Source organism: Hyphomicrobium denitrificans ATCC 51888 (genome assembly GCF_000143145.1).
In the GTDB taxonomy this organism is placed as follows: Bacteria; Pseudomonadota; Alphaproteobacteria; order Rhizobiales; family Hyphomicrobiaceae; genus Hyphomicrobium_B; species Hyphomicrobium_B denitrificans.
The window spans coordinates 1,734,721-1,750,566 of record NC_014313.1 but is presented as its reverse complement, the minus strand read 5'-3'; the positions used below and the strand labels follow the sequence as shown (position 1 = coordinate 1,750,566).

General features: G+C 62.7%; 15 protein-coding genes. 9 read left to right on the top strand and 6 right to left on the bottom strand.

Features of this window, described 5'->3' with window-relative positions:
- Nucleotides 1-2: 2 nt before the first annotated feature.
- Entirely contained in the window at nt 3-542 is a 540-nt protein-coding gene (gene rpsF, locus HDEN_RS08435; protein WP_013215682.1) for a 30S ribosomal protein S6, read from the bottom strand.
- Nucleotides 543-936: 394 nt separating this feature from the next.
- Between rpsF and HDEN_RS08430 the strand changes: the two genes are divergently transcribed.
- Nucleotides 937-1,182 carry a hypothetical protein gene (locus tag HDEN_RS08430; RefSeq protein WP_013215681.1) on the top strand — a complete coding sequence of 82 codons (246 nt, stop codon included), beginning with the start codon at nt 937-939 and terminating at the stop codon, nt 1,180-1,182.
- A 32-nt stretch (nt 1,183-1,214) separates the two neighbouring features.
- On the opposite strand, the gene HDEN_RS08425 is transcribed toward HDEN_RS08430, so the two are convergent.
- Nucleotides 1,215-2,027: a slipin family protein gene (locus tag HDEN_RS08425; protein WP_013215680.1), complete on the bottom strand. Its 813-nt coding sequence runs from the start codon at nt 2,025-2,027 to the stop codon at nt 1,215-1,217.
- Between the two features lie 333 nt (nt 2,028-2,360).
- Here HDEN_RS08425 and HDEN_RS08420 point away from each other — a divergent pair, with 333 nt between their 5' ends.
- The 8 genes from HDEN_RS08420 (at nt 2,361) to gmk (ending at nt 9,984) form a co-directional block, all read left to right on the top strand.
- Entirely contained in the window at nt 2,361-2,885 is a 525-nt protein-coding gene (locus HDEN_RS08420; RefSeq protein ID WP_013215679.1) for a VOC family protein, read from the top strand.
- A gap of 141 nt (nt 2,886-3,026) precedes the next feature.
- Nucleotides 3,027-3,974, top strand: coding sequence for an ACP S-malonyltransferase (gene fabD, locus HDEN_RS08415; protein ID WP_013215678.1), 948 nt, complete (start codon nt 3,027-3,029; stop codon nt 3,972-3,974).
- 10 nt (nt 3,975-3,984) lie between these two features.
- Nucleotides 3,985-4,731 carry a 3-oxoacyl-[acyl-carrier-protein] reductase gene (gene fabG / locus HDEN_RS08410; protein ID WP_013215677.1) on the top strand — a complete coding sequence of 249 codons (747 nt, stop codon included), beginning with the start codon at nt 3,985-3,987 and terminating at the stop codon, nt 4,729-4,731.
- Nucleotides 4,732-5,130: 399 nt separating this feature from the next.
- On the top strand, nt 5,131-5,373 hold the full coding sequence (locus tag HDEN_RS08405) for an acyl carrier protein (RefSeq protein WP_013215676.1): 243 nt from the start codon (nt 5,131-5,133) through the stop codon (nt 5,371-5,373).
- A gap of 140 nt (nt 5,374-5,513) precedes the next feature.
- A complete protein-coding gene (gene fabF, locus HDEN_RS08400) occupies nt 5,514-6,776 on the top strand; it encodes a beta-ketoacyl-ACP synthase II (RefSeq protein WP_013215675.1) in 1,263 nt (420 codons plus the stop codon).
- Nucleotides 6,777-6,912: 136 nt separating this feature from the next.
- Nucleotides 6,913-8,319: an endolytic transglycosylase MltG gene (gene mltG / locus HDEN_RS08395; RefSeq protein ID WP_013215674.1), complete on the top strand. Its 1,407-nt coding sequence runs from the start codon at nt 6,913-6,915 to the stop codon at nt 8,317-8,319.
- Between the two features lie 96 nt (nt 8,320-8,415).
- Nucleotides 8,416-9,306: a YicC/YloC family endoribonuclease gene (locus HDEN_RS08390; RefSeq protein WP_013215673.1), complete on the top strand. Its 891-nt coding sequence runs from the start codon at nt 8,416-8,418 to the stop codon at nt 9,304-9,306.
- A gap of 27 nt (nt 9,307-9,333) precedes the next feature.
- On the top strand, nt 9,334-9,984 hold the full coding sequence (gmk, locus tag HDEN_RS08385; protein WP_013215672.1) for a guanylate kinase: 651 nt from the start codon (nt 9,334-9,336) through the stop codon (nt 9,982-9,984).
- Here gmk and rsmA read toward each other — a convergent pair.
- The 4 genes from rsmA to HDEN_RS08365 form a co-directional block, all read right to left on the bottom strand.
- Nucleotides 9,981-10,853 carry a 16S rRNA (adenine(1518)-N(6)/adenine(1519)-N(6))-dimethyltransferase RsmA gene (gene rsmA / locus HDEN_RS08380; RefSeq protein WP_013215671.1) on the bottom strand — a complete coding sequence of 291 codons (873 nt, stop codon included), beginning with the start codon at nt 10,851-10,853 and terminating at the stop codon, nt 9,981-9,983. The genes gmk and rsmA overlap by 4 nt on opposite strands.
- Nucleotides 10,850-11,911, bottom strand: a complete 1,062-nt coding sequence (pdxA, locus tag HDEN_RS08375; RefSeq protein WP_013215670.1) for a 4-hydroxythreonine-4-phosphate dehydrogenase PdxA — start codon at nt 11,909-11,911, stop codon at nt 10,850-10,852. Before pdxA ends, rsmA begins: the two co-directional genes overlap by 4 nt.
- Nucleotides 11,912-11,913: 2 nt before the next feature.
- A complete protein-coding gene (locus tag HDEN_RS08370) occupies nt 11,914-13,218 on the bottom strand; it encodes a peptidylprolyl isomerase family protein (RefSeq protein WP_245256762.1) in 1,305 nt (434 codons plus the stop codon).
- A 150-nt stretch (nt 13,219-13,368) separates the two neighbouring features.
- Nucleotides 13,369-15,846 carry an LPS-assembly protein LptD gene (locus tag HDEN_RS08365; RefSeq protein ID WP_013215668.1) on the bottom strand — a complete coding sequence of 826 codons (2,478 nt, stop codon included), beginning with the start codon at nt 15,844-15,846 and terminating at the stop codon, nt 13,369-13,371.

The following is a 15,846-nucleotide window of genomic DNA, read 5'->3' as shown; positions in this document are numbered from 1 at the left end:
GATTAGCCCTCCGAGCCAGGATTGGAATCACGCGGCGGACGAGGTGCGCGCGGCGCATCTCCATCACGGGGCGGACGCGGACCGCGGTCGCCGTCTCTCGGCGGGCGCGAACGGAACGTCGAGCCGCCTTCACGGCCGCCACCGAAACCACCGCGATCACCGCGCGGCGGGCCGCCACGGCCGCCACCGCCGAAGCCGCGATCACCGCGCTCTTCGCGGTCCTGCTTGCGCATCTGGACGCTGGGCTCGGTCTCGTGCTCTTCGACGCGAATGGTCAGAAAGCGAATGACGTCGGAATTGATGCCCATGCGCCGTTCCATCTCGGTCACCGCTGCGGGCGGCGCGTCGATGTTGAAGAAGGCGTAGTGGGCCTTGCGATTCTTCTTGATCTTGAAAGCGAGGTTCTTCAGTCCCCAGTATTCCTGCTTGGTGACTTTGCCCTGGCCTTCCTCGACGACGTCCTGAAATTCTTTCATCAGGGCTTCGACTTGAGCTTGGGTCACGTCCTGGCGTGCCAGGAACGTATGCTCGTAAAGCGGCATACGATGGCCTTTCGGTTCGAGTTGTCGCGTTCTTGGAACGCGGTCGCTTTCCCACCGGCGCAAAGCCCCAATCAGGCCCGAGAAAGGCCGATCTGGTACCCATCAGGAGAAGACACTGGGGGACGACGTCAGAAACGCCTCTCGGCAGCATTTGATAGCAAATGCAACCTGAGCCCCCGATCAGCCTCCAACCGGAGCGGAAAGCGCGCTTATACAGGATTTGGCCGATCCGGCAAGGCGTCCAGGCCCCGGCCAGGCGCAATCTTTGAGGCTCGGTCGCCGCACCTGCGCAATTTCTTCGTCGACAACTTCGGCCTGTCGCCCCGCTGCCAGGGAATCATGGCCTAACGGGCAATTCAAAACGCCTCAGGCGGCGCGTCGAGGGAGAACAGGCATGAAGTTCGCAGCTTATACCGAGGAAACCATCTGGGCGGTCGAGGATACCGAGGAAGCTGCCCGTTCTGAAGGCGAGGCCACGATGCAGGAGTTGGGCTCTACGGCCGATGCCGCGTCCCTCAAAGTCGCACCGATCGACGACGATCTCGTCGAAGCCCTCGCTCAGGCGGAAGCCTCGGGCGAAGACGTGCTCTTCGACCTCATCGATGGCGAACTCTGCGAGGTCGAGACGGTCGAGACCTGAGGTCCCGCCGCGTCGCGCAGAACTAGGCAAGCTCAGCTTTCTTCGCTGGTGGCGTCTTCCGCTGGCGTCGCTTGCACGGGAAGAATACCGGCGCCGCCCGAGAGAACCAGGGTCGGCGCCGATTTTCCGTTTGCGCCTGACAGCGCCTGCAGAACGCGCAGGTTCATCAATTCCGGATTGCCCTTCAGGAGACGTGCCGCATTGTTCAGGGCACGCAACGCGGCCTGCTCGCCGCGAGCGCGTTCGAGGCTCGCAGCCGCTTCGAGTTTGGCGCGTGCGGCATCCGTCGCGATGCGCCGGATCTCCGCGGGCATCATCAGATCACGCACGTCGGCGCGGATCAGATCGCACCCCTGCTGCTCGCATCCCGCCTTCGCGAGCGCGAACAATTGCTCATCCAGCTTGCCGCGCTGGTCGAGAAGCTCCTCGAGCGTCGCCGCCGCTGCGATATCGCGCAACGCCAGCTGCAGCGTACGATAAATGGCGGTGTAATAGCCCTCGGAACTGGTTTCGAGCGCTTTACGCGCGTCCGTCACCCGGACGACGGCGACTGCGCTCATGCGCAGCGCCAGGCGATCCTGGCTCAGCACCTCCTGGCTTGCGACAGTGATCGCCGTCTCGTTGACGTTGATCGTCCGGAGCGTCGAACGCGGCGAAATCCAATGCCGTCCAGGCCCGACTTCGCGGTCGAACTTGCCGTCCTTGTAGACGACGCCACGCAGACCTTCCGACACGACCGTTCCAGAACTTGCAACGAATTTGAACAGGTAAATGGCCATGGCGATCGCAACGATGAGCGCCATGATCAGCGGCAGAGACATGATGAGATCGGATTCCTGCTGCATCGGTGACCCGTGACCTTGGTAGGAGCGCTTCCGGCGCCGTGGCCACGTCACGGGAGCAATCCCCGAAGGTCTGCTCGCAGGGCGGCGCGGCGACTGCCTTGCGGCGGGCGCCGGAAGCGACAGTTTGCTTTTGGATCAGGCTCATCACCCGAGACCGCTAGGTAAAACTCCTGCTGACGAAAGGCCTACGGCCTTTCCGCAGCCCACCCGCGCGGCACTCGAACTTAGCATATGGGTTTCGTTAAAACGAAGGCGGATCGTCTTGGAGCTTGCCTGGACGACACCAGCGGCCCATCTCAATTCCCATCCGCTCATGGCATACGAGGCAGACCGATGGACGAGGCGCGCGGCGAGACAACAAGCACGGCAACGCCGATTGATCCCGGCGTCCGCATTGGGCACGTGCATCTCAAGGTCGCCGATCTCGACCGCGCGCTGGGCTTCTATTGCGGAGTCCTCGGCTTTGAGCTGACGCAGCGCTACGGCAATCAGGCGGCTTTCATATCGGCGGGCGGCTATCACCATCACATCGGCCTCAACACCTGGGAGAGCCGGGGAGGGACGCCGCCGCCTCCGGGCACGACGGGCCTCTACCATCTCGCCGTGCTCTACCCGACGCGCGCGGCGCTGGCGGATGCGCTGCGCCGGCTCATGCAGGCGGGCATTCGGCTGACCGGCGCCAGCGATCATGGCGTCAGCGAAGCGCTGTATCTCGATGATCCGGACGGCAACGGCGTCGAGCTCTACTGGGATAGGCCCGCGGCGGATTGGCCGCGCGACGCGTCCGGCGCGATTGCCATGTTCACCAAGGCATTGGATATCAACGATCTTTTGCGCGAGCGGAAGACCAGCGCATAAGCCTGCGCTTCACCCGCGCGGCGTCGGCGGGCTGTTACCTGCCGCTCTTGACACGTGCGCGATCGGCGTGGACTAAGGCCGCCCAATATCTGCGTTCTCGCAGAGATTTCATCCTTCAGTCCAAGGAGCACCCTCTCCACGATGGCACGCGCATTCGTCTTTCCCGGACAGGGCAGCCAGGACGTCGGTATGGGCAAGGCCCTTGCTGAAGCCTTTCCCTCGGCCAAGGCCGTTTTCGACGAGGTCGACGACGCGCTGGGCCAGAAGCTCTCGGCCATCATCTGGGAAGGTCCCAAGGAAACTCTGACGCTGACCGAGAACGCCCAACCGGCTCTCATGGCGGTGTCGATGGCCGTCATGCGCGTGCTCGAAAAAGAGAAGGGCTTCTCGCTCGCCGACAAGGTCAAGTTCGTCGCCGGACATTCGCTCGGCGAATATTCCGCGCTCGCAGCCGCCGGAGCCTTCTCGCTTGCCGACGCCGCGCGGCTTTTGAAACTTCGCGGTCAGGCAATGCAGAAAGCGGTTCCCGTCGGCGTCGGCGCGATGGCCGCGCTGCTCGGCGTTGGAGCGGAAGCCGCCGAGAAAGTCGCCGCTGAAGCTGCGCAGGGCGATGTCTGCCAGGTCGCGAACGACAACGATCCGACACAGATTGTCCTCTCCGGTCACAAGACCGCAATCGATCGCGTCGCCGAGATCGGCAAAAAATACGGCGTCCGCCGCGCCGTGCCGCTTCCTGTCTCTGCACCCTTCCATTGTGCGCTGATGCAGCCCGCCGCCGACGCGATGGCGGAAGCTCTCGCGACGGTGACGGTCAACAAGCCCGTCGTTCCTGTTGTCGCCAACGTCCTCGCCGCGCCGATTTCCGATCCCGACGAGATCAGGAAGCGTCTTGTCGAGCAGGTGACCGGAACTGTGCGCTGGCGCGAATGCGTTGCCGCGATGGCCGCCGATGGCGTGACGGAATTCTACGAAATCGGCGCCGGCAAAGTCCTTGCCGGTCTCGTGAAGCGGACCGCGGCTTCGGCCAGCGCCGTGAGCCTCGGCGCACCGGCCGACATCGACGCGGCGCTCGCCGCACTCAATGCTTGAAGGAGACCTCATGTTCGATCTGACTGGTAAAACGGCGCTCGTCACAGGCGCCACCGGCGGCATCGGTGCCGAAATCGCGCGCGTCTATCACAAGGCCGGCGCAACGGTCGCCATCTCGGGCCGCAAAGTCGAAGCGCTGGAAGAACTCGCCAAGGAACTCGGCGACCGCGTCCATGTTCTCCCTTGCGATCTTGCCGATCGCCCGAGCGTCGCGAAGCTGATCGACGAAGCCGTGAAGGTTCTCGGCGGTCGTCTCGACATTCTCGTCAACAACGCCGGCTTGACGAAAGATAACCTCTTCATGGTGATGAAGGACGATCAATGGGACGACGTCATCGCCGTCAACCTGACGTCGACGTTCATGCTGTGCCGCGCCGCCTCCCGTCACATGATGCGCTCCAAGACGGGTTATGGCCGCATCATCAATATCGCCTCCGTGTCGGGAGTGTTCGGCAATCCAGGACAGGGCAACTACGCCGCGTCAAAGGCCGGTATGATCGGCATGACCAAATCGCTCGCACGCGAAGTCGCCTCGCGCGGCATCACCGCGAACTGCGTCGCGCCGGGCTTCATCAAGACGGCGATGACCGATGTCTTGACGGACAAGCAGAAGGGCGACATCGCGCAGATCATTCCGTCGCAACGTTTCGGCGAGCCGCTGGATATCGCTGCCGGCTGCCTGTATCTCGCCTCCAACGAAGGTGGGTACATGACCGGTCAAACGCTACACATCAACGGCGGCATGGCGATGGTCTGACCGTCTCCGAAAACGATGGTAAACGGCCGCAAAGCTTCAATTTCCTAGGTTTTGCCCGTGTGCTGTACGAGCGTGTTGAGCTGCGTCACCGTGTGCTTTGCAAGGCCACGTAAACGTGTTAACGACACCACGGTTTTGAGGCGCGAAAAGCGCGCCTTCGGGACGGCGTGAAGCTGGGGACAAACCAGCGTAGCGTTACGCGAATACGGTACTCCGGGGTAAGACTCACGCTACGGGGACCAAAGAAAAGACTTCTGAAAACGGACGCGAGCCCCTATCCGAGCAGGCTGAATTTCCCTTAAAGTTGAAAATAGGCATGCGGTTTCCAGCGGGTTCTGCAGAGCGAACGGAGCGGGCCATTGAGGCTCGCCGAATAATAGAAAGACACGAGGATTGACGATGAGCGATGTTGCAGAGCGCGTGAAGAAAATTGTCGTAGAGCATCTTGGCGTCGAGGCCGATAAGGTCACGGACAACGCCAGCTTCATCGACGACCTTGGCGCGGATAGCTTGGATACGGTTGAGCTCGTGATGGCGTTCGAAGAAGAATTCGGATGCGAAATTCCGGATGATGCCGCTGAGCACATCCTCACTGTCGGCGATGCTGTGAAGTTTCTGGAAAAGAACGCCAGCGCGGCCTGAGCGTCCTCGTTCATCCGCAGAATTGAGGCGCGGGCACTCGCGCCCATCGGATTGGATTTGAAGGGGGCTGGGATGACCGGCCCCCTTCACATGCTGATTGCGATCGACCTTCATTTCCAACAGCCAAGCAAGAAGAAGCCATGCGCCGAGTTGTCATCACAGGAATGGGTATCGTCTCCCCCGTTGGCTGCGGTGTTGAGGCAGCCTGGAAAAATCTGCTCGCGGGGCAGAGCGGCGCCCGCCGCGTCGAAGAGTTCGAAGTCTCCGACATCACCTGCCAGATCGCGAATTTCATTCCGCGCGGCGCGACTGCGGAAGGCAAGTTCAATCCCGACGATTGGATGGAGCCGAAAGAGCAGCGCAAGGTCGACGACTTCATCATCTATGCGGTCGCTGCGGCCGCGCAGGCCATTCGCGATTCCGGCCTGAAATTCGAGACTGCCGAAGCGCAGGAGCGCGCCGGTGTTCTGATTGGTTCCGGTATCGGCGGATTGTCGGGCATTGCCGACACGTCGATCCTGCTCAAGGAAAAAGGTCCGCGCCGCGTCTCGCCGTTCTTCATTCCGGGGCGGCTGATCAATCTCGCGGGCGGCTACGTCTCGATCATGCATAACCTGCGCGGGCCGAACAACGCCGTCGTCACGGCGTGCGCCACCGGTACGCACGCGATCGGCGACGCGGCGCGCATCATCGCGCTCGACGACGCTGACGTGATGGTGGCGGGTGGTTCCGAAAGCCCGATATGCCGCATCGCGATGGCGGGCTTCGCCGCCTGCCGCGCGCTGTCGACGGGCTTCAACGATACGCCGACGAAAGCTTCGCGCCCCTACGACAAGGATCGCGACGGGTTCGTGATGGGCGAGGGCGCCGGCATCGTCGTTCTCGAAAGCTACGAGCATGCCAAGGCGCGCGGCGCGACGATCTACGCCGAGGTGATCGGCTACGGTATGTCGGCCGACGCCTTCCACATCACCGCGCCTGCTGAAGATGGCGACGGCGCCTACCGCTGCATGAAGATGGCGCTCAACCGCGCTGGTGTTTCGCCGAGCGAGATCGACTACGTCAACGCGCACGGCACCTCGACGCCGATGGGCGACGAGATCGAGCTAAAGGCCGTTGAACGCCTGTTCGGCAACACGGCGGGCAAGCTCGCGATGTCGTCGACGAAGTCGGCGATCGGCCATCTCCTCGGCGCCGCTGGTGCGGTCGAGGCGATTTTCTCGACCCTCGCGATCCGGGATAACATTGCGCCGCCGACGCTCAACCTCGATACGCCGTCCGTCGAAACCGCGATCGATCTGGTGCCACACGCGCCCAAAAAGCGTGACATCAATATCGCGCTGTCGAACTCGTTCGGCTTTGGCGGCACCAATGCCTGCCTGGTGCTGCGAAGAGCAGCTTAAACACCGGCCGGCTTCGCCGTTTTGCCACAATTTCCGTTGAGCGTCCGATCGAGGGGCGGGGCTGATGAAGTGTGTGTGATTGAGCTATTCTCAATCGCTCGCTGCCGCTTCTTCAAGGGACAATGCTCTGAGTATCATGAGTCAGCAAAGACGCCGCCCGGACGGGAACAAGACCGCCCGCACCGCCGGAGCACGAAGCCCAGCTGAACGCCTCGAACCCGGCCGTGCGCCCCGCCGGCCGCGCGGCCTCGACGCGCGCGAGCCGTCACGCGTGGTGTCGACAATCGTGCGCATCATCAGCGGCGTGCTCACGGTTTCGCTGATTGGCATGCTGCTCGTCGGCGGCATGTCGTTCACTATCTACAACCAGTATGAAAGCCCCGGCCCTCTCGATGCGCCGCGCGTCGTCGTCATTCCGAAAGGCGAGGGGCGCATCGCCATCGCGGAACGGCTCGAGAAGGACGGCATCATTTCCAATCGCTGGACGTTCGTCGGCGGCCACCTGATGCAGAACTTCTTCGGCCAGCGAAAGAACGGCGAACTCAAAGCCGGCGAGTATGAAATCAAGGAGCACGCGTCGATCCGCGAAGTGATCGACACGCTCTCCGAAGGCAAGTCGATCCTCTACAAGGCGACGCTGCCCGAAGGCCTGACGAGCGAGCAGATCGTCGAACGGCTGAAAGCCGAGCCGAGCCTCAGCGGTGAAGTCACGCACGTTCCGCCGGAAGGATCGCTCCTGCCGGACACCTACTATTTCTCGAAAGGCACGCCGCGGCAGGAACTTCTGGAGCGCATGCAGGCCGAGATGGGAAAGGCGCTCAGTGCGCTCTGGGAGAGCCGCGATCCGAGCTTGCCGATCAAGAGTGCCGAGGACTTGGTGACGTTCGCCTCGATCGTCGAAAAGGAAACCGGGCGCGCGGATGAACGCGATCGCGTCGCCGCCGTTTTCTACAATCGCCTGAGAAAGGGCATGCGGCTGCAATCCGATCCGACGATCGTCTACGGCATCGTCGGCGGGCAGGGTGCGCTGGGTCGAGGCATCACCAAGTTCGATATCGAGACGAAGTCGCCATACAACACTTATCAGATCAGCGGTTTGCCACCGGGACCAATCTGCAATCCCGGCAAGTCGGCGATGCAGGCTGCACTGCATCCTGCCCAGACGTCGGACCTCTACTTCGTCGCCGACGGCACCGGCGGACACGCATTCTCTGAAAATCTGAAAGACCACAACACGGCGGTCCAGAAATGGCGTGAAGTCGAGAAGCAGCGCGCCAAGCAGGCGGACGGCACGGACAGCAAGCCGGACGACAACAGCGCGCCCATCCCGCAGGCCAAGCCCGACGCGGCCGCCAAGGATCAGGCGCGCAAGGGCAAGACGCTCCAGCAGGCCCGCAAGAACGCCAAGGCAGCGCAAAATCAGGGGCCGGCCGGCGGCGCGGCGGCAGGAAGCGGTGACGGCGCTGCAGCGTCGGATCAGGCTTCGGGAGCCACAGACTCGGCCGACGTTCCGCTCCCGGTCAAAAAGCCGAAGAAGCAGTAACCAAGAAACAGGCAGGCTCTCGCTGGATCGGGTTGGCGTATTCGGCCCGACCCGTTAAGTTGCGCGCCGCATAAAAGCCAGGCGAGACCTTCCGCGATGACAATCTCCAGCATGACCGGTTTTGCACGCGCCGACGGCTCGACCGATGGTTTGAGCTGGATCTGGGAAGCGCGCAGCGTCAACGGTCGCGGGCTCGACGTACGCCTGCGCCTGCCTCCGGGTTACGAGGCGCTCGAAATCCCGGCGCGTGAAGCCGTCGCCAAGCGTTTCGCGCGCGGCAGCATTTCCCTGTCGTTGTCGATCGAGAAGCAGCAGACGAACGGTGCCATCCGCTTGAACGAGCAGGTGCTCGCCGACGTCATCAAGGCCGCAGATCGCGTCTCGACGTTGAGCGGCGCAACGAAGCCCGATGCCGCGCAGCTTCTGATGATCAAGGGCGTGCTCGAGACGTCCGATCAGGCGACCGAAGACGCCGCCGCCCGCGCGACCCGCGAAAAGACAATTCTGCAAAGTCTCGAAGCCGCGCTCGATAAGCTTGGCGAAGCCCGCCGCGCGGAAGGTGCGCGCCTGGGCGGCGTCATTCACGATCAGATCTCGCAGATCGAGCAGCTGGCGGCGACCGTGCGGGCATCTCCGTCGCGCGCACCGGAGGCGGTCATGACCCGTTTGAAAGATGCGATTGCGCGTCTCGTCGATACGACGGCTGCGCTCGACGATCAGCGCCTGCACCAGGAGGCCGTGCTGATCGCGACGCGTGCCGACGTCGAAGAAGAGCTGCAACGATTGTCGGCCCACGTCGCCGCTGCGCGCGATATTCTCGCCGAGCGCGGCTCGGTTGGGCGTAAGCTCGATTTCCTCGCGCAGGAATTCAATCGCGAAGCCAATACGCTGTGCTCGAAGGCGAACGCCGTCGACATCACCCGGCTCGGCTTGCAGCTCAAGACGGTCATCGACCAGTTTCGCGAACAAGTCCAAAACGTCGAATAGAATGAGAGCAGGGATTCACAACATCCAATGAGCGTCGCGGCAACCGAACCCCACATCGCACGACGTGGTCTGCTCTTCATTATTTCGTCGCCCTCAGGCGCTGGGAAAACGACTCTCGCCCGCCGGCTGCTTGCCGCCGACAGCGGCATCGAGATGTCGGTGTCGGTCACGACACGCGCGCCGCGCCCCGGCGAGCAGGACGGCGTCGACTATCACTTCGTCGATCGCGATCGGTTCGAGACGATGAAGTCGCGCGGCGAGCTTCTCGAATGGGCGCGCGTTTTCGACAATTACTACGGTACGCCGCGCCAGCCGGTCGAAGCCGCGATCGCCGCCGGCAAGGACGTGCTGTTCGACATCGATTGGCAAGGCGCGCAGCAGCTTTCGGAAAAGCTGAAGGGCGACGTCGTCCTCGTGTTCGTGCTGCCGCCGTCTGGCAATGTGCTTGAGGATCGGTTGAAATCGCGCGCGCAGGACACGGCCGAAATCGTTGCCCGGCGCATGGCCGCCGCGTCCGCCGAAATCAGCCATTGGGCCGAATACGACTACGTGATCGTCAACACCGAGATCGAGAAAAGCGCGGCTGCCGTGCAATCCATCCTGGTCGCGGAACGGCTGAAGCGCGACCGGCTTCTCGGATTGTCCGACTTCGTGCGCGACATGCAGGCGGTGCTCTAGGTTCGCTCCCACTCGCCACGATCGAAGATCGCGGCGAGGCGCGCGAACTCCTCGACCGAAAGATCTTCCGCGCGTCGCTCCGGCGCGATCCCGCCCTCGCGCAAAAGAAGCTCCGCCATCGGCGTGAGTTGCTTCAAACTCGACCGCAACATCTTCCGGCGTTGGCCGAATGCAGCTGCCGTGACGCGCGCGAGCGTCGAGACGCGGCAGCGCGGTTCAGGCTCTGCGATGGGGCGAAAATCGACAACGGCGGACGAAACTTTCGGTGGCGGCGTGAACGCTTCCGGCGGGAGATTGATGGCGATCCGCGCCTCGGTCCGGTACTGCGCGAGCACGGAAAGCCGGCCGTAGGCTTTCGTGCGCGGCGCGGCGATGATGCGCTCGGCGACTTCGCGCTGAAACATCAGCACCATGCGGTCGAACCACGGCGGCCACGGCTCCGTCTCCAGCCAATCGACCAGAAGCACCGACGCAATATTGTACGGCAGGTTGGCTGCGATCGTGACCGGATGCGCGCCCGCGATGAGTTCCGTCCAATCGGTTTTCAGCGCATCGCCCGCATGAACTCTGAGTCGGCCGGGATATCGCGCCACGATCTCATCGAGTGCTGCCAGGCACCGGTCGTCGCGTTCGATCGCAATGACGTTCTTCGCGCCTTCGATCAGCAGCGCGCGCGTCAGGCCGCCGGGACCGGGACCGATTTCGACGACCGTGCTCTTGCTGATGTCGCCCGCCGCGCGCGCGATCTTGCGCGTCAGATTGAGGTCGAGAAGAAAATTCTGTCCGAGCGATTTCTTCGCTGCAAGCCCGTGCCGCTCGATCACGTCTCGAAGAGGTGGAAGTCCATCGGCAGTCGTCATGGCACTCATGTCACGACCGTGCGCGCGCGACGCGTGCTCATCTCGGCCGCGAGTTTGATCGCTGCGATCAGGCTGGCCGCTGACGCCGTACCCTTGCCCGCGATGCCGAACGCCGTCCCGTGATCCGGCGACGTCCTGACGAACGGCAGCCCGAGCGTGGCATTGACGCCGGAATCGAACGCCAGCGTCTTGATCGGGATTAGCGCCTGATCGTGATACATCGCGATCGCGGCATCATACGTTTCGCGCGCGGCGGCATGGAACAGCGTGTCGGCGGAATGCGGACCGGTCGCATCGATGCCGTCCGATCGCAGCGCCGCGATGGCGGGCGCGATGATATCGCGATCCTCGCTGCCGAGCGCGCCGTCTTCGCCTGCGTGCGGATTGAGCCCGGTCACGACGAGACGAGGCTCGGCAATTCCGAAATCCTGTTTCAGCGCCGCCGCAACGATGCGCGCGGTCTCGATGATTTTCTCGGAGGTCAGCAGCGATGGCACGGATTTGAGCGGCACGTGGATCGTCACGGGCACGACACGGAGTTCGGGCGACGCGAGCATCATGACCGGCTCGGCGGGCTGCGCGGGCCAGAGCTCGCTTGCGAGCGCGCCGAGATATTCCGTGTGCCCCGCGAATTGAAAGCCGGCGTCGTAGAGTACCGACTTCGCGATTGGATTGGTGACGACGGCTGAGGCCTGTTCCGCCGCAACCGCTTCGACGGCGCGACGGATCGCAAGAATGACGGCCGGGCCATTCTGGGAGTCAGGAACGCCGGGTTGCGCGGCGCGGACCAGCGGCACGTCCACAACCGGCAAGGCCCGAGCAAAGATGTCGGCCGCAGCACGCGCATGGGGAACGGCAACGACATCACAGTCGACGCCGAGCGCCCGGCGTGTCTCGCGCATGAGGTTGAGATCAGCAAAGAGAGCAAATGCGGGAAGCGCGTTCGTTTCGCGGGTGCGCCACGCGTCAATGGCGAGTTCCGGCCCGATGCCGGCCGGATCACCCATCGTGACGGCCAGAGGAGTGACTGCGAGAGGAACCTGACGCGCGCTCGCCTGAGCGGCCATGGTCAGCGGTACTCGATATGAGCGTCTTCGCGAAGGTCTTTGAGATAGCGGCGCGCCATGACTTCGAACTCTTTCTGTTTCAACTCGCCTTCGGCCTGCGTGCGCTTATCCGCGTCGGATTTGACGGAGTCGCGTCCGCAGACAACGTAAAGCTCGACGGCGCCGTCGCCGACGCTTGGCGGCAACATCTCTCCGTCGCTTGCGTTGAGCAGGAGTGTACGGGTCGGCTCGGGGAGCGTCGAGGATTTCCTTTTGCCGATGTTCTCGAACTTGGCGCCCGGAATGCCGGTCGCAGCCGCGGCCGTCGACTTGCAATCGGTAAAGCGCGAACGAACCTTTTCCGCTTCCTCGATGCGCTGCGCGATGCCGTGTTCTTCCATCTTTTTCGGCAGCATGATCTGTACGCGCTGGATCTGCAACTCAACGTCTTCCTGCGCCGAGCCGGCCGCCGTCGCCACCATTTTGTCGACGTCCTTGGTGTTGACGTTGATCAGCGGGCCAAAGCGCCGACGCACGACCTCGTTCCACGACAGCGCGGCGCGGATACGGCTCTTCATCGGATCGATGCTGCCGCCGACCTGCTTGGTGAACTGATCGAGCGTCATCTTGTTGCGCTCGGCGATGCCGGTGATCACGCGGTCGACTTCGGAGTCTTCGATCGTGACGCTCTGCTTCTTCGCTTCCTGCAGCTTCAGCCGCTCGTCGATCAGTTCCTCGATCGCCTGCTTCTTGACCGCCGGCAGAGACGCCTTGCGCGCGCTCTCGAATGCCTCGCGTTGCAAATTCATGCCGAAGTCTTTTTTCTTCTTTTCGAAGATGGCGATGATCTCTTCGCGCGACTTGCCCTGGTTGGCTTGCACGACCTGATTGAGGAGCGCCTTCAGACGTTCCGTCGTCTTCGGATTTTTGATGATGGCTTCGAAGTTGGCCTTGGCTTGAGCCTGCACGCCGGAGCCGCTGAGCAGCATCGCGCGACGGTCGACTTCGAAACCCGTAACCGGCTCGTCGTTGACGAGGACCTCGATCACGTTCTCGCCGCCGACCGGATCGGATGAAACCGGCTCGCGGCTCGCGGTCTCGGAGCCTTTACCCTTCGCTGCCGGAGCCGACTTCTTGCGGCCCTTCTTGTCAGTTGCCTTGTCGCCGGCGGCATCTGTATTGCCGACCGTGGGCGGTCCGAGCAGACCACCGGTTCCGTCGCCCGTTACGGCAACGGTGCCGCCCTGCGCCAGAGCGGCGATGGCGCCGAACGTCAGAAACAGCCCCGCGGCGACCGCGATCCCTGCCGGCCGGATAATCGAAGGCAAACGCTTATCGTATAAAAACGGCATCCCCAGGAGGTCCACTGTCGAATCGCTCAAGCCAGCAGGATACTGCAGCCGCGCTGAGCCTTTGGCGCTTATCCACATCAAGAGTGGCCAAAATCCGGCCCATTCGCCTGAGCGGCGAAGCGAGCGTCAGTTCACGCGCTCGTCGCCGCCAAGGTTAAAGTCCAGAGCGTCAGTCTTGGCGGCAAAATCGCCAAGATGCTTCAGCTCGAAGCGCAACATGAACGTGCGGTCGGCCTCAATGGTTTGCTCGGAGTAGTTGGATTCGATATAGGACGCCGTGAGCGCGAAGCACTCATCGGCATATTTGATCTGCACGCTGTCGTAGCGCAGTTCTTTCTTATCGACGTCGTAACGCGTCATGCCGCCGATGCTCCAGCGATCCGTGAGGCGGAGAGTCGCCGACGCGAGAAGTTCCTGCTGGACCGGATCTGGATCGGTGGGATCAACCAAGATCGCATCGCTGCTGTAGCTGTATCCGATCTGCGTCGACAGCGGGCCGAAGTTGAAAACCATGGCCGCGTCTTCGCGCCGGAGCTGCATCGTCTCCTGGTCGAAGCGGCTCTGCGAAATGATCCTGAATTCGTCGATCGGTGCCAGATACACGCCAAGCACGTAATCCGAGCGCGACGTTTGGAGACCGCTGACCGGCGTATAGATGTAATTGCCGTCAGCGTCGCGTCCCGGGTTCAGATAAATGTTGTCGCCGGAGAGATGGTAGCTTTCGCCCGCGAGGAAGCGCGCATAGCCGCCATCGCGTGACTGGAACGTGTACTGCAGGCCGACGTTGGCGCGCGTTCCCGTCTCGATCCGATCATAGCCCGAAAACTTCGACGTCGCGAACAGGTTCGTGTCGTCGAACACGAGGCTCTGCGCATCCTCGTTGGGCATCCGGCGCTGCGGAATGCTTTCCTGGTGGGCGACGATCTGGCCGATCGGCTCGATGACGTGGCTGGCGCTCGCCGTGTTCGCGACCCACGGATAGGACACCGTCATGCCGCCGTCGACAACACCACGGGCAACGGTGTCGTTGCGAACGTCACCGACATAGCGAGGATCGCCGTCCGGCAGCACACCTTGTTGCACGACCGTCGTCGGATCCACTGCATTATCGAATGAATAGACGTCGCCACGCACGTCGGCGAACGGCGTGTAGCTGATGCCGATCGAGTCCGTCAGGCGGCGGCGCCATTTGAATTCGGTGACGACGCGCTGCATGTTTTCGTTTTCGACCCGCCCCGTGATCGGATCGATGGGCGAGCCATCCTCGCGCGTAAAGCTCAGAACATTCGTGTTCCATTTGAGCTCGCCGCCAAGCACCGGATCGGCGAAGACGTAATTATAGTTGATGATCGGGTGCGTATAACCTTCGGTCTGCGGCGTGTCGGTGCTGAGCAGCCCCTGGAACTGATAGAGCGTCGCGTTGAAGTAGTTCCGGTCGGACTGACCTGTCAGGTAGACCTGATTGACACGGTCGGTGACGAGAACGCTGTCGAGCTTATAGAAGCGGCGGAACTGATCGTCCGTTTCCGCCGTCACGTCCCAGCCGAACTTCCACCAGCTCGAAAGTGCGAAGACGCCGTGCGTCTCGACGCTCCCGCGCAAGCCGTCATAGCTCTTGAGGCCGATGTTGTCGGGCGATCCGTCAGGCGGAAGGTCGCGATAGTTCTGATCGATGCCGGCCAGTTTCACATTGTACTGTCCGTTCGCGAGACGGTGGCGCCACTCCGCCTGCATCAGCAACCCTTGATCGCTGAGGTAGGTCGGCGTGAGCGTCAGGTCGTAGTTCGGAGCGATCGCCCAGTAGTAGGGAATGCCGGTGATATAGCCGAGCGTCGATGAATGGCCGTACTGCGGTGTCAGGAAGCCGGACTTACGCTTCACCGACGGATCGGGCGACTGGAAGTAGGGCAGATAGAAAACCGGCTGCCCGTAGATCTCGAAGTAGGCGTCTTGATAGGTGATCGTCGCGGCGTCGGCATCGTGGATGATGCGCGCGGCGCTGAGACACCAGAGCGGCGGCGTTCCGCCATCGCTTTTGCAAGGCGTGAAGCGGCCGTTCTCGAATTCGTTGACGTTGCCGCCCCGGCGCACGGCGCGGTCGGCGGTGATCGTCGACTGGTCCTGCGAAACGACAGACAGCGACTGCACGAAGCCGTCGCGGAAGTCGTCCGTCAGCGTATAGCGGTCGGCGCGGATGACGTTGCCCTGCGGCTCCTTGAGGGTAACGTTACCGACGGCGGTCAGCGTTCCGCCACCCTGATCGTAGACCACTTCGTCGGCGGTCAGGATGTTGTCGTTGTAATAGATTTCGACGTTGCCGCGCGCGATGACGCGATTTCCGGCCTTGTCGTAGATCAGCTGGTCGCCCTGCAGGCGCATCGGCTGAGTCTTGTCGACCTGCGTGTTGACCTTGCCGAAGATGCTTGCCTTGCCGAACGTCGAGGGCTGCTTCGAAGCAGCTTCGGCTGAACCGCCAAAATGGATCGTGAAGAGCGCCGCGCCGAGGACGCACGAAAGCGCACGAGCGAACCCGGCTGCCGTAAAGCGCCAGGATCCCCCGCGTGACCTTCCGCAACCCCAGTGCGGTGTCCGCACTTCACGCAT

Coding starts and splice junctions, on each gene's coding strand:
- rpsF (WP_013215682.1), bottom strand. CDS start 542: ATGCCGCTTTACGAGCATACGTTCCTGGCACGCCAGGACGTGACCCAA.
- HDEN_RS08365 (WP_013215668.1), bottom strand. CDS start 15,846: ATGCGTGAAGTGCGGACACCGCACTGGGGTTGCGGAAGGTCACGCGGG.
- rsmA (WP_013215671.1), bottom strand. CDS start 10,853: ATGAGTGCCATGACGACTGCCGATGGACTTCCACCTCTTCGAGACGTG.
- HDEN_RS08405 (WP_013215676.1), top strand. CDS start 5,131: ATGAGCGATGTTGCAGAGCGCGTGAAGAAAATTGTCGTAGAGCATCTT.
- HDEN_RS08430 (WP_013215681.1), top strand. CDS start 937: ATGAAGTTCGCAGCTTATACCGAGGAAACCATCTGGGCGGTCGAGGAT.
- HDEN_RS08425 (WP_013215680.1), bottom strand. CDS start 2,027: ATGCAGCAGGAATCCGATCTCATCATGTCTCTGCCGCTGATCATGGCG.
- mltG (WP_013215674.1), top strand. CDS start 6,913: ATGAGTCAGCAAAGACGCCGCCCGGACGGGAACAAGACCGCCCGCACC.
- HDEN_RS08420 (WP_013215679.1), top strand. CDS start 2,361: ATGGACGAGGCGCGCGGCGAGACAACAAGCACGGCAACGCCGATTGAT.
- fabF (WP_013215675.1), top strand. CDS start 5,514: ATGCGCCGAGTTGTCATCACAGGAATGGGTATCGTCTCCCCCGTTGGC.
- gmk (WP_013215672.1), top strand. CDS start 9,334: ATGAGCGTCGCGGCAACCGAACCCCACATCGCACGACGTGGTCTGCTC.
- fabD (WP_013215678.1), top strand. CDS start 3,027: ATGGCACGCGCATTCGTCTTTCCCGGACAGGGCAGCCAGGACGTCGGT.
- HDEN_RS08390 (WP_013215673.1), top strand. CDS start 8,416: ATGACAATCTCCAGCATGACCGGTTTTGCACGCGCCGACGGCTCGACC.
- pdxA (WP_013215670.1), bottom strand. CDS start 11,911: ATGGCCGCTCAGGCGAGCGCGCGTCAGGTTCCTCTCGCAGTCACTCCT.
- fabG (WP_013215677.1), top strand. CDS start 3,985: ATGTTCGATCTGACTGGTAAAACGGCGCTCGTCACAGGCGCCACCGGC.